The organism is Agrobacterium tumefaciens, from assembly GCF_005221385.1.
GTDB lineage: Bacteria > Pseudomonadota > Alphaproteobacteria > Rhizobiales > Rhizobiaceae > Agrobacterium > Agrobacterium tomkonis.
The window spans coordinates 1,523,461-1,536,703 of record NZ_CP039904.1 but is presented as its reverse complement, the minus strand read 5'-3'; the positions used below and the strand labels follow the sequence as shown (position 1 = coordinate 1,536,703).

Below are 13,243 nucleotides of genomic sequence, written 5' to 3'. Positions count from 1 at the left end.
CGCAGGACGATGGCTGGTTGTTTTCAGGACCTGTCCTGATCAGGATACACGGCCGGACTGAAGCGGCCAGAACCAGATCGTTTCCGAATTATAATAGCAGGCCGAGGCGCATTGGGCTGCTTCCGCACCACCCCGCACGAGGTCGATATGACCGCCACCGCTATAGCCGGGGATATTGTGGAACGCCACGACGCCGTTGCGCGCGCCAATTCCGGTTCGTGCCGTTGCCGGTGTAAAAGGCTCAGGCTCGCCGAGATAGCCCGTTCTTTTCAATAGATTGGCAAGGCGGCGCATATTGACCTCGATGCCCTTGCCGGCATAGGGGCCCTTCTGGATGCGATGCGAACCGGGCACGATGTTGATGCCCGATTTTATGAAGGCGATGCTGACGCGGATCGCGCAGGTATTATGGTAGTTCGGATTGCCGATATAATCTTCCCAGCCGATTTCCGTGAAAAGATCACGCTGGCTGATATAGTTGGAATGTGACGGCTCGCTGCTCGGATAATTGCCGTATAGAGTGTCAAAGTTAACGCGCATGGCTTGTCCCACTAGTTACTTTTCTGCTCACAGGGAAAGGAGACCTTGAGCGCCTCCCGCACGAGAGTGGCTGCCTGTTCATCCAGTTTTTCCGCAGGGATATCGCCGAGATAGGTGTAGATCCGATCGGTGAGTTCATGGGGCGCCACGGCACCCGCACCGCACCAGTCCGATCCGCTCGTCAGATCGGCCACACCGGCGATATAGGCGCTGGATTTCGCGACGGAAACCAGCCGGCGCATTTCCGGATCGGATACTTCCGGGGCTAGTTTTCCTTCGATTGCCTGTTTCAGTTCGGCACCGGAGAAAATCCATGTCCGCTCGGCCGCGCCAGCCGATGAAAGACCGGACAGAGCCAAAACAAAGGGCACGGAAACAAGAAACGCAAATGGGGAGCGCATGACAAACCCGCCTCGTCCAACGTGGATGAGAAACATCACGACGTGAGCTTCAAAACTTTTATGAAAACGACCCGGTGCCGGCCAATGCCGGCACCGGGTCGCGTCGCTATCAGGCGGCCTTTGTCGTCGCCAGATCGTAAGAAGCGATCATCGGAGACTGCGGCGAGTTGTTGTCGTCGAACGGTGTGTACTTCACTTCCATTTTGGTGAAGTTGAGCTTGATGGTCTCAACCGGACGGTCACCGCTGGAATCCACCGAGTAGCTGGCGATAAGCGTATTCGTCAGCAGGTACTCGATATAGGTGTTACCGGGATTGCCCGTGGTTACCATGTGGACCGTTGCGAGCTTGCCTGTGCGGCCGGCGCAGGCTTCCTGGAAAAGCTTGGTGGAAGAAGAATCGCTAACCTTGGTCAGAATGACTTCCGAAATCGTCGGTTCGGATGCTTCGCGGTTTGCAGCAGAACCAGCAGAGGTGTTCATGTTGCGGGCCACGTTCCAGTGAATGGCCTCGATATCCATCCACTTGCGATGTTCTTCATGTGTGGCGTCGCCCTGGATACCGTCAATCTGCAGATAAATTGGCATGCTGTAAGCTCCTGTAGCTGAAATGACCTCTTGCTTCGAGGCCGAGTTACCCTTCGTCTAATGCCGCATGCGTCGGGTAGACCCTTCCGACGCGGCAACTTCACCCATCCCAACACTTTCGGTTGCGACGAATTCATTCGTTTCCCCAGCCGCTTCGGCACGAATGCCGAACCTGATTCCGTCAAAATCGACAGTGATCTCTCCGACCCGCTCTCCGGCAACGACCTTCTCAAGGAAAAAGCTGGAAAGCGGCGGCAGGAGATCCTTGCCGATCATGATTTCGATGGCCCGCGCGCCGATGTCGCTCGCGCCGGCGCGCGCCACCAGTGCGTCACGCGCCACATCGGACAAGCTCAGGTCGGCGCCATATGTTGCAAGGACGCGCTCGCTGATCTTGCCAATCTGCATATCCACGATCCTCGAGAGCTCCTCCGTGCCCAACGGCATGAAGGGAAGAATGATCGTGCGCCCGAGGAAAGCGGGCTTGAACTGTTTCGTCAGCTCCGGCATCAGAAGCGCTTTCAGCGCCTCGCCCTCCGGCATCGTTTCGGGATCGGCCGAAAGTGCCGAAAGCAGTTCCGAGCCGGTATTGGCCGTCATGAAGATTGTGGTGTTCTTGAAATCGACATCGCGGCCTTCGCCATCACGAAGCACGCCCTTGTCGAACACCTGATAGAAGATATCCTGGACGCCGGGATGCGCCTTGTCGATTTCATCAAGGAGCAGAACGCCGAACGGCCTGCGCCGCACCGCCTCGGTCAGCACGCCGCCTTCACCGAAACCGACATAGCCGGGTGGCGAGCCGAGAAGCAGCGAAACCTTGTGCTCCTCCTTGAACTCCGACATGTTGATCGTCGTCAGGTGGCTGTTGCCGCCATAGAGCAGATCGGCCAGCGACAGTGCGGTTTCGGTCTTGCCGGTTCCGGACATGCCGACAAGGAAAAACACGGCGGGCGGACGGCGTGGATCGGACAAACCAGCGCGGGCGGTGCGCATGGCGTCGGCAATCCGCGCAATTGCCGCATCCTGCCCCACAACCCGCTGCCGCATGCGATCATCCAGCGTGCGCGCACTTTCGATCTGGTCCGCCAAAAGCTTGCCAAGCGGAATACCGGTCCATCGGGACACCACAGATGCAATCGCATCCCGGTCAACCACCGTCGGCACAAGTCTTTCCGCGTTTGCTGGCTGTGCTTCACCGATGGGTCGCAGACGGGAAACATTCGATGCATCGGTTTGCTGCGCCGACTGCTCTTCGCCCAGCGCCGCCAGTTCGGCCATTTCCGCATCATAACGGCCGCGCAGATCATCGATCCCGCTTTCAAGCCTCTCAAGCTCGTCGCGTATCGACTGGATACGGCCTTGCATGTCTTCATCCTGCGGTTCCCGCAGAAGCCAGTTCAGCTCATCGGACAGAAGGCGGCGTTCGCTTTCCAAGGCGCGCAGCCGTTCGGGCAGGGTCTGCCGCGCCAGCGAAACGGCGGCGGCTGCCGTGTCGAGAAGGCTCACCGCCTTGTCCGGCAATTGCCTTGCCGGCATATAACGCGCGGATAGCTGCACAGCCGCCACGATCGCCTCATCACGAACGACAACGTTGTGATGGCTGACGAAGGTGTCGGCGACACCACGCAACATGCGTATTGCCGTCGCCTCATCCGGCTCGCGCACGTGCACGGGCTGGAAACGACGCGTCAGCGCCGCGTCCTTTTCGAAATATTTCTTGTATTCGCTCCACGTCGTCGCGGCGACGGTCCGCACCTCGCCCCTTGCGAGAGCGGGTTTAAGAATATTTGCCGCATCGCCCTGACCGGCGGCACCGCCTGCTCCAACCAGGCCGTGGGCCTCGTCAATGAACAGGATGACGGGTTCCGCCGAGCGTTTTACCGCATCGATCACACCATGAAGACGACGCTCGAACTCGCCCTTCACACCGGCGCCGGCCTGAAGCAGCGAAATGTCGAGGTTCAGAAGACGGACGTTACGCAGTTTTTCCGGAACGTTTCCGGATATGATCTCCAGCGCCAGCGCTTCCGCAACCGCCGTTTTTCCGACACCTGCCTCGCCCACAAGGATAGGATTGTTCTGTCGGCGGCGCGTAAGAATATCGACGAGTTGGCGCAGTTCATCATCGCGGCCAATCACCGGATCAACCTTGCCGTTGCGGGCATCGGCGGTCATATCCTGGGTGTAAAGGCGCAAAAAATCGTTCTGGCCGGCGGCCTGTCCGGAACTTGCAGGCGCGGAAGACACATTCGCACCGGTATCGCCTTCAACTGAACTGCGGAGGCGCTCCAGCGCCGCACGATCCATCGCCTTCAGCGACGGAAATGCAGAGCGGACGAAGGAACGGAGCGAGGTTTCCTCATCCATCGCCAGCAGCAGGTCGCAAAGTGTCACCCGGTCCCGCCCAGCCTCCAGCGAAGCGAGGACCCAGGCCTCCCGGCCCGCTGTCAGAACGTTCTGCGAGAGCGACAATGCGTCGCCGTCCCCGATAATCGCCTCGTCGAGACTGCGGCCGATTTCAGCCTGCAATACCGGAAGTGGAATTTTTAATTCTTCGAATGTTTCCGCATAGATACCGGCATCTACAACCGCCAGCAGCCAATGCGGGATATCCACGTACCTATGCCCCCGACGCACCGCGACAGAAGCCGCAGCTTCAAGGGTGACGCGCAGGTCAGGCTCAAGCGCTTCGATGAGGCGATTGAGATCGATATGCGACATGCAATGAGCCTCCTGCCCCGGTCCATTCCACAACGTGACGTGGAATAACTATGATGATGAAACCGAGTTGTCCACCCCGAAGTTTATTTTTTGTCGGGTGAGATTAAGCAGTAGACGCCACAATTTAGACACATTTTGAATAAGTCTGTCTGAGGAATAGCCTTACGTAAGGGAAGTAACTACAAAAAATCCATTACTATTTTCTGGGGATAGACTGCTCTTGAACGCGCCGCATGTTAAAAGAGATATAGAATTTTTTGGAGATTGCGGAGAAAACATCCGCATCGATTCAAGAACGCGTGAAATATACTATAGAATTAAGGATGAAAGAAACCAGGCACGCACAGAAGAGCGCGCTGCATCCCCTCAAGATAACCTGAAGATCTCCAGTAGCTGGGACAGTGTCAGCAATCTTGGATTGCAGATTATATATTCCGAAAGCAAGGACATAGAAATATTGGCATGGCTCGCCGAAGCAAGCCTGCGGCTGCGAGGATTTCACGGACTACGTGAAATCTACGACCTTTGCAGTGATCTTTTTTACAACCACTGGGACTCATTGCGGTCGATCAGCGACGAAAATGACGAAGAAAAATTTGCACCTTTCGCGGGATTAAATGGCATTGGCAGCGAAGGAACGCTTGTTCAGCCGCTCCGGCTCGCGCCCCTGATCCCCGGAGGGAAATTTGCCGAACATAGTCTCTGGGATTTCCAGCTGGCGCAGCGGCCGAACGAGAGCAAACGCCGCGAGGAACTGTATCGGCTGGCGTCCGAGGCGGGCGTTGCTGCCATGTCGTCCCATCTGGCGGAGGTGAATGCCTGTCTCTCAGCATTTGATGCGATCATGGCCGTTCTTTCCGAGCGTTGCGGCCAGGCCGCTCCCCCGAGTTCGAACATACGAAACACGCTCATCGAAGCAGCCGCCGCCATTCGCACGCTTGGCGGGCGGGACCTGGAGCCGGCGCCGGTTGAAGCGGCCGCAGCCGCCGCGAGCACGGATGAAATTGGGCAACCCGTCATGCGCGCACCCGTGGCCTCCCCGGAAGGCATATCATCGCGCGACGAAGCTTTTGAAACTCTTCTTTCAGTTGCGCGTTACTTTCGCCGTACCGAGCCGCACTCACCGATCTCGCTCTCCATCGAAACGCTGGTTCGCAGGGGACGCATGGATTTTTCGGAACTGCTGGCCGAGCTTCTGCCCGAAACGCAGGCCCGCAACGCAGTTCTGACGGCCGCCGGCATCAAACCCGGCGGAGAAAACAACGGAAAATAACAAACTCGGGGCAGACACCGCCCCATAACAGTCATCCATGCCAAAGGGCATCAAGGAGGTTGAAATGGCAAGTGTACACGAAAAGCTGGAACGGGTTCGCAAGCCCCGCGTCCACATCAAATACGAAGTTGAAACCGAAGGCGCGATGGTGGTCAAGGAACTGCCCTTCGTCGTCGGCGTGCTGGGTGATTTCTCGGGCAATCCGACCCAGCCCCTGAAGCCGTTCGGGGAGCGCAAATTCGTTCAGATCGACCGTGACAATTTCGATGAAGTGATGCGTCGCATGACGCCGGGCCTCAACATTTCCGTGGCCAATACGCTGCAGAAAGACGGGACGGACATGCAGGTCAACCTGAAATTCGAGAGCATGGACGATTTCGAACCCGGCGCCGTCGTGCAGCAGGTTCCCGCGCTCAAGGCGCTTCTGGATGCACGCAACGAGCTGCGTGACCTGCTTTCCAAGGCCGACCGTTCGGAAGATCTGGAGCGGATGCTCGAAGACATCCTTCAGAACAAGACGGACCTCGCAACGCTGGTTTCCGAACTGAAGGAAAAGAACGGCGCAAGCAAATAATCGCCTGTGCGGAGGATAACCTCCCCGAACGGCCCTTGTAGCGAGGGCTTCAACTGTTCAAGCGGCATTTTAAAGCCGCATGTGGAAGGACTGGAACATGAGCGCTGAAAGCCTGCTGAAGAATGAAGCACAGGCAACGACCGCCGAAGATCAGGGACTGTTGTCCAAGGTGGTTGCCGCAACCCGCCAGACCGAACCGGACCGCGCACAAAATCTGCTGCGCACGCTGACCGATCAGGCCCTGAAAGGAACGGTCAAATACGACCGCAACCTCACCGTCACCCTCAACCACGCGATCGCCGAGCTGGATCGGACGATTTCCGAACAGCTCGCCGCGATCATGCAAGCGCCGGAATTCGCCAAGCTGGAAGGCACCTGGCGGGGGCTCAACTATCTCGTCAAGAATTCCGAAACGAGCGTCAACCTCAAGATCCGCGTCATGAACGCCGGCAAGCGGGAACTCGCAAGGGATCTCGAAAAGGCCGTCGAGTTCGATCAGTCCCGGCTTTTCAAGGCGATCTACGAAGACGAATTCGGCACCCCCGGCGGCGAACCGCTCGGCGCCATCATCGGCGACTACGAATTCGACAACTCTTTCGATGACGTGCAGCTGCTTCAGGGTGTCTCGTCGATTGCAGCGGCGGCCTTTGCACCGTTCATTTCCGCCGCCAGCCCGCGCATGTTCGGCTTCGAGGACTATCGCGATCTCGCCCGGCCGCGCGATCTGGAAAAGATCTTCGACACGGTGGAATATGCCAAGTGGCGCAGCTTCCGCGAAAGCGACGATTCCCGTTTCGTCACGCTCGCTCTGCCGCGTGTTCTGGCACGCATGCCCTATGGCCCGAAGACCAACCCCATTGATGATTTCGCCTATGACGAAACCAAGGGTGCGGTGAACGGCGATCTGCAGCATGATGAATATTGCTGGATGAACGCCGCCTACGTCATGGGCACGAAGCTGACAGAGGCTTTTGCAAAAAGCGGCTGGTGCACGGCAATCCGTGGCGCGGAAAATGGCGGCCGGGTGGAAAATCTGCCCATGCACGTCTTCTCCAGCGATGACGGCGATCTCGACCTGAAATGCCCGACCGAAGTGGGCATCACCGACCGCCGCGACGCCGAACTCGGCAAGCTCGGCTTCCTGCCGCTCTGCCACTACAAGAACACGGATTATGCGGTGTTCTTCGGTGCCCAGACCGCGCACAAGCCGAAACTTTACGACAAGCCGGAAGCAACGGCCAACGCCGCCGTTTCGGCCCGCCTGCCCTACATCATGGCAACGTCGCGCTTTGCGCATTATCTCAAAGTGATGGGCCGCGACAAGATCGGCTCCTTCATGGAAGCGTCCGATTGCGAAGTCTGGCTCAATCGCTGGATCGCCAACTACGTCAACGCCAATGACGAGGCCGGCGAGGAAAGCCGCGCCAAATATCCGCTGCGTGACGCCAAGGTGACCGTGCAGGAAGTGCCGGGCAAGCCGGGCGCCTATAATGCCGTCGCATGGATGCGGCCCTGGTTGCAGATGGAAGAACTGACGACCTCGCTGCGCATGGTCGCCCGCATTCCGTCCAAGAACTGAGCTCGGACCGGGGTGGTCCGCCACCCCGGCCCCGTTCATCATCCGGAGCCCGCTCATGGCGCATCAGTCCTTTCCGGACGCCCGTCTTTTCGCCGACCAGCTCATCGCTCTCATCGACGATGCGCTGAGCGGCCAAGTGAACGCCATTCTCCACCATGCCGATTTTCAGGCGATGGAGGCGAGATGGCGCGGGCTTGCCATGGTCGTTCGCGAGGCAGGCCGAAGCAGCGACGTGAAGGTGAAACTGCTGAACGCCAGCTGGCGCGACCTTGCCCGCAACACGGAACGCGCCACCGACTTCGACCAGAGCCATCTTTTCGAAGTCGTCTATAACCGCGAATTCGGCATGCCGGGCGGCGAACCGGTCGGCCTTTTGATCGGTGACTACGCGTTTTCCCCCGATGATGTCGAAGGCGCCGATTCCATTACCACGCTGTCGCAGATCGGCATGGTGGCGGCAGCGGCCTTTTGCCCCTTCGTGGCCGCGGCCGCACCTTCCGCCGTCGGGCTGGAAGACTTTACCGAACTCAGCCGGGTTCACGATTTTTCCTCGCTGAAGCAGGATAAATCCCGGCTGCGATGGAATGCGCTTCGCGCCCGCGACGATTCCCGCTTCATCGGCCTTGTCGCGCCGCGCATCCTGCTGCGCTCCCCCTACAGGCCCTATGCGCGCGAACGGGATGACGGTTTTCCCTTCCGCGAGCAAGTGGTGGAAAGTGGAGAGACCCTGCTGTGGGGCAACGCCGCCTTCGCCTTTGCGACCGTGGTTGTGCGCAATTTCGTCGATTCTGGCTGGTTTGCAGATTTGCGCGGTGTGACGCAGGACGCCGTGGATGGCGGCATGCTCTCGTCCCGGCAATTGCCGCCGCTCGATCTCGGCATCGAGAGCAACGGCCTTTCCGCTCAGCCACCCGTCGAGGTGCAGCTGACGACCGGGCAGGAACAGCAATTTTCCGATCTCGGCATCGTGCCCGTCTCCACCACCTATCTGTCCGGCATGGCGATCCTTAACGCCAACCAGTCCCTGCATGCGCCCGGGCATTATTCCAGCGAAGCGGCGCGGCAAAACGCTCGCTTGGCTGCCATGCTTCAATATGTGCTGTGCGCCTCCCGGTTCTCGCATTACCTCAAGGTCATCATGCGCGACGATATCGGCCAGCTGAGCGATGCCTCGACGATCGAGCGCAAGCTGGAAAGCTGGCTTTCCTCCTACACACTCGGCAATGACGATGCGGAAGCGGCGCTGCGCACGCGCTACCCGCTGCGCTCTGCCGGGATCAACGTCTTCGAGGTTCCCGGCAAGCCCGGAACATTCTCCTGCACCGTGCGCCTTCAGCCGCATTTCCAGCTCGATGACGTCTCCACGAGCTTCCATCTCATTGCCGAAACCATGATGCAGCCCACCGCCGCATCCGGGCCTTCGGCCGAGCCGCAAAGGATATCCGCATGACGCTGCGCGACGACATTTCCCGCCTTCTCGATGATGACGGGCTGCAGGACGCGATCGGTCTTGCGCGCGAACACGTCAAGACGAAGCCTACCGACAAGGACGGCCGGCACTTCTATATCGACCTGCTTGTGCTTGCCGGCGACTATGAGAAGGCCGATGCGCAATGCAATCTGGCCGCAACATTCTCGCCGCAGGAGAGCGTCGGCTTTTCCCTCTTCCGCCACCAGCTGCGCGCCATGGCCGCACGCAATGCCTGGTTCGAAACCGGCGCGGTGCCGGATTTCCCCGGCGGTCCGTCGGAACTCGATCAGCTGGCGATCAGGGCGAATATCGCCGCACGCAGCGGTGATGCGGATGCCGCCAAAGCCGCACTGGCTGAACTCGATGAAAAACGCGGCAATGTGCCGATCGGCCATAATGGCAAGAGCGCCGGCGATATTCGCGACCTGGACGACCGGATTCCGCATGCGCTGGAAGTGCTGACCAATGGCGGCCGCTACCTCTGGATCGACTACGGTCGCATCGAGAGCCTCACTATCGACCCCATGAGCCGCCCGCGTGATCTTGCTTTCCGCGGCGGCGAACTGACGCTGCGCGACGGCGCGGTCGCATCCGTGCTGCTTCCGGCCATCTATCACGGTGCGAAGGACGATGTCGGCCTTCTCCTCGGCCGGGAAACCCGATGGAGCGAGGAAGACCAACCGCTGGCGACGGGGCAAGGCCAGCGCTGCCTGCTGATCGGCGACGATGTTGTGCCATTCCACGAGATCGGTTCCCTTTCCGCCGCCTCCGACGATGAAAGGCAGATCGCCCGTGGTTGATCCGCTCGAGCAATATCGCGCGCGGCAGCGAACGCTGTCACGCTCCGTTCTGGACCGGCTGCTGGATGATGCACCGGATGCGGAAACGGATGCGCTCGTCAGCCTGACGGATCAGGCGCGCGAGATGCGCGAGGTGATCCGCCGCGATCTCGAGGCATTGCTCAATACCCGCCGTAACCCCGCCGGCCCGCCGACAGCGCTGAAAGAGCTTACTGATGCGCTGGTGAGCTATGGCGTGGACGGCATTCTCTCGGCCAATCTGGTGACGGATGCCTCCAAGGCGCGGCTCGCACGCAGCATCGAGCGGCGGATTTCGCTGTTCGAAACCCGTCTGGCCGACGTGCATGTGACGATCCTGAAAAACCGCACGGATGGCGACCGGGCGCTTCGCATGCGTATACAGGCAAGCTTCCGTCTTCAGGAAGGCATGCCGCCGATCAGCTTTGAATCCCGCATCGATCCGTCCACGCAGCGTTTCCTGGTGGAGGCGACGAATGGCTGACGGCTTTCTCGAAAAATACAATGACGAGCTTTTCGCGCTCCGAAAACGCGCATCGCGTTTCGCAGCGGCGTTTCCGAAAATCGCCGGCAGGCTACGCATGACGGGCGATGTCGCCGACGATCCGCATGTCGAGCGGCTGATCCAGAGCTTTGCCTATTCCGCCGCCCGTGTACGCCAGAAGCTGGACGACGAGTTTCCGGAACTGACGGACAGCCTGCTGGAAACGCTCTATCCGCATTATCTTGCGCCGATCCCTTCGATGAGCGTCGTTCAGTTTGCACCCAGCCCCGCGCTGGCGACCGTGCAGCCGCTTCCGCGCCACAGCGAAATTCTCGCCGAACCGGTGGGCGGCGAGAGCTGCCGTTTCCGCACGACGCAGGAGGTGGAGATCGTTCCGCTGCAAATCACTGCGGCGACGCTTTCCGGCCAGCCGATCGATGCGCCTTTTTCGGCGTCCTTCGCCGGTGCGGCGAGTTGCCTGCGGCTTTCACTGCGTAGCACGGCGCCACGCGGCAGCACCTTCCCGGAAATGGGGCTGACAAAACTCCAGATCTTCCTGTCTGCCGCCTGGCAGCAGGCAACAGCGCTTTACGAGCTTTTGACCAACCACTGCGTGGGCATGGCGCTGGCACGTCACTCCGAAGACAAGGAGGCGGTTTTTCTGCCCGCCGCCAATCTCAGGCCATCGGGTTATACACGCGATCAGGCCATGCTGCCCTATCCGGCCAACAGTTTTGACGGATACCGGCTTCTCACCGAATTTTTCGCGCTGCCGCAGAAATTCCTCTTTCTCGATATTGACGGTCTGCACAGATGGAGCGGCGGCAATTGTGAACTCTATATCTATCTGGATGCGGCGGATACGCGGCTGGAGCGCATGGTCTCCGTCAAGGATTTCGTGCTGAACGCCTCACCCGTTATCAACCTGTTCAAGCAGAATTGCGAACCGCTGAGCCTGGATGGAACACGCACGGAATATCGCCTTTTGCCGGACGCAAGGCGGCAGCGGACCCGTGAAATCTACGCCGTCGAAAATGTCGAGCTGACCAGCCGCTCCGGGCAGACGGAAAAGACCTCGCCGTTTTTCGGGCGCACCCAGCGCAATAACGGCTCGAATGTGTTCTGGCAGATCCAGCGCCGCTTTGACGACGATGGCTCTTCCGATACCGATATCGCCTTCGTGGATCAAAAGCGCGGGCCGCTCGGACCGCTCGACATGGTGGCAAGCGTCGATACGCTCTGCATCAACCGCGAATTGCCGAGCCAGCTTCCCTTTGGCGGTGGACACCCCTTCCTCCAGCTTTCGGCCGGCAACGAAGCCGTGAAGTCCATCCATGCCCTGATGCCGCCAACGGCGGCCATCCGCGTCAACGAACGCTCAGTGCGCGAATGGCGGCTGATCTCGCATCTGCTGCTCAATCATCTCTCGCTTTCAGACAATGGCGGCGCTCCGCTGAAGGATATTCTGTCGCTTTATTCCTTCAGGGACAGCCCGGAAACCCGGCAGCTGGTTGAATCAATCAGCAATGTCGAGGCCCAGAATTCCCACGCACGGATCGGCTCGGCGATGGTGCCGGGAACGGACATCACCGTGGAATTCGATCCGGCGCTCATCGCACGCCCCGCCGCCTTCATTTTCGCCAGTGTGCTGAACCACTTCTTCGGCCTCTATACCTCGATCAACAGTTTCACCCGGCTGACGGCGACGATGCGCGGCCATTCCAAACCGATTGCCCGCTGGCCAGCCCGCGCGGCAGACCGGCCTTTGCTCTAGGAGATCGGGATGGAACAGCAAATACCGACACTGAAAGATCAGCAGGCCGCCCTTCTCAGCGCCGATCCCGGCCGTTTCGACCCGGGCACCGCTTTTCGCGTTGCCCAGCATGTCTCGGATGACGGGCTGACGATTGCGGCGCATGGTGGTGTGCAGCCCACGGCGCTGGCAATCAGCGGGTTCGGCCGCAAACACGGTATTTCCCAGCTGAAATCGGCCTTCGCCCCGATTGTCGGGCCACTTGGTTCGCTGCCGCCAGCCTATGGCGAATTGCTGCAACGGGAAGAGCGCAGTCGCTCCGGCGCACTGGCGAGCTTCTTCAATCTGTTCGCAGCCAGATTCAGCGAGCTGTTTGTAACCGCTTCGGAAAAATATCGCCTCGCCAGGGGATTACGCTGGTCCGATCAGGAAAAAAACAACGGTTTCCGCAAGTCGCTGCTTGCGCTTACCGGGTTTCGCACGGCCGGCCTGACCGAGAAGGCCGGCGTGACCGAAGATACGCTTCTGCGCTTCAGCGGGCTTTTCGCCAACCGCAATCGCAATGTCTCGGCACTAACCTCGACGCTTTGCGAATTTACCGGGCTTCCGGTGGTCGTCGAACAGTTCCGCAGGCGATGGGTACCGCTCCCGCTTCACGAACAAAGCCAGCTCGGACAGGCATCAGGGCTGCGGCTGGGGCAGAATACCACGGCTGGTAGCGCCGTGGAGGATATGAGCGGCGGCTTCCGGGTCGTCATCGGTCCGGTTGCCTATGCGGATTATCTGGCGCTGACGCCCGGATCGAAACGGCTGGCCGAGATATTTTCGCTGACGCGGCTCTTCGTCGGAAACGCGCTCGATTTCGATGTGCAGGTGATTCTGAAAAAGGAGGATATTCCCTTCTGCCGGCTGGGCCAGCCCGATGCTCCCGCCCGTCTTGGCTGGAACAGCTGGGCCCGTGTGGCACCGGCACAAAAAGACAGCACCGACGCCATCGTGACCGAGCGGGAAGGCTCGGTAATCTCCGTGTGAGGGCATGA

12 protein-coding genes are annotated in these 13,243 nt (G+C 59.7%); 8 read left to right on the top strand and 4 right to left on the bottom strand.

The genetic code is table 11. From position 1 onward, the window contains the following. Positions 1-39: 39 nt before the first annotated feature. The 4 genes from CFBP6623_RS22285 to tssH form a co-directional block, all read right to left on the bottom strand. The gene (locus CFBP6623_RS22285) at positions 40-540 is read right to left on the bottom strand and encodes a type VI secretion system amidase effector protein Tae4 (protein WP_046801019.1); all 501 of its coding nucleotides are present in this window, start codon (positions 538-540) and stop codon (positions 40-42) included. Positions 541-551: 11 nt separating this feature from the next. Further along, positions 552-941 carry a Rap1a/Tai family immunity protein gene (locus CFBP6623_RS22280; RefSeq protein ID WP_046801020.1) on the bottom strand — a complete coding sequence of 130 codons (390 nt, stop codon included), beginning with the start codon at positions 939-941 and terminating at the stop codon, positions 552-554. A gap of 109 nt (positions 942-1,050) precedes the next feature. Further along, positions 1,051-1,527 (bottom strand): Hcp family type VI secretion system effector, encoded by a 477-nt coding sequence (locus CFBP6623_RS22275; RefSeq protein ID WP_046801021.1) that lies wholly within the window; start codon positions 1,525-1,527, stop codon positions 1,051-1,053. Positions 1,528-1,584: 57 nt separating this feature from the next. After that, a complete protein-coding gene (gene tssH, locus CFBP6623_RS22270; protein ID WP_080842919.1) occupies positions 1,585-4,251 on the bottom strand; it encodes a type VI secretion system ATPase TssH in 2,667 nt (888 codons plus the stop codon). A gap of 220 nt (positions 4,252-4,471) precedes the next feature. Between tssH and tssA the strand changes: the two genes are divergently transcribed. The 8 genes from tssA (at position 4,472) to tssG (ending at position 13,235) form a co-directional block, all read left to right on the top strand. Next, a complete protein-coding gene (tssA, locus tag CFBP6623_RS22265) occupies positions 4,472-5,524 on the top strand; it encodes a type VI secretion system protein TssA (RefSeq protein WP_080842918.1) in 1,053 nt (350 codons plus the stop codon). 64 nt (positions 5,525-5,588) lie between these two features. Next, entirely contained in the window at positions 5,589-6,098 is a 510-nt protein-coding gene (gene tssB / locus CFBP6623_RS22260; protein ID WP_020010212.1) for a type VI secretion system contractile sheath small subunit, read from the top strand. 97 nt (positions 6,099-6,195) lie between these two features. Further along, positions 6,196-7,677 (top strand): type VI secretion system contractile sheath large subunit, encoded by a 1,482-nt coding sequence (gene tssC, locus CFBP6623_RS22255; protein ID WP_046801024.1) that lies wholly within the window; start codon positions 6,196-6,198, stop codon positions 7,675-7,677. Positions 7,678-7,732: 55 nt separating this feature from the next. Beyond that, complete coding sequence (gene tssC / locus CFBP6623_RS22250; RefSeq protein ID WP_046801025.1) at positions 7,733-9,127, top strand: type VI secretion system contractile sheath large subunit; 1,395 nt, start codon at positions 7,733-7,735, stop codon at positions 9,125-9,127. Next, positions 9,124-9,948: a type VI secretion system accessory protein TagJ gene (locus tag CFBP6623_RS22245; RefSeq protein WP_046801026.1), complete on the top strand. Its 825-nt coding sequence runs from the start codon at positions 9,124-9,126 to the stop codon at positions 9,946-9,948. Before tssC (CFBP6623_RS22250) ends, CFBP6623_RS22245 begins: the two co-directional genes overlap by 4 nt. Beyond that, entirely contained in the window at positions 9,941-10,450 is a 510-nt protein-coding gene (gene tssE / locus CFBP6623_RS22240; RefSeq protein ID WP_046801027.1) for a type VI secretion system baseplate subunit TssE, read from the top strand. Before CFBP6623_RS22245 ends, tssE begins: the two co-directional genes overlap by 8 nt. Continuing rightward, complete coding sequence (tssF, locus tag CFBP6623_RS22235; RefSeq protein ID WP_046801028.1) at positions 10,443-12,224, top strand: type VI secretion system baseplate subunit TssF; 1,782 nt, start codon at positions 10,443-10,445, stop codon at positions 12,222-12,224. The genes tssE and tssF overlap by 8 nt, the downstream gene beginning before the upstream one ends. A 9-nt stretch (positions 12,225-12,233) precedes the next feature. Beyond that, entirely contained in the window at positions 12,234-13,235 is a 1,002-nt protein-coding gene (gene tssG / locus CFBP6623_RS22230) for a type VI secretion system baseplate subunit TssG (RefSeq protein ID WP_046801029.1), read from the top strand. Positions 13,236-13,243: the final 8 nt, after the last annotated feature.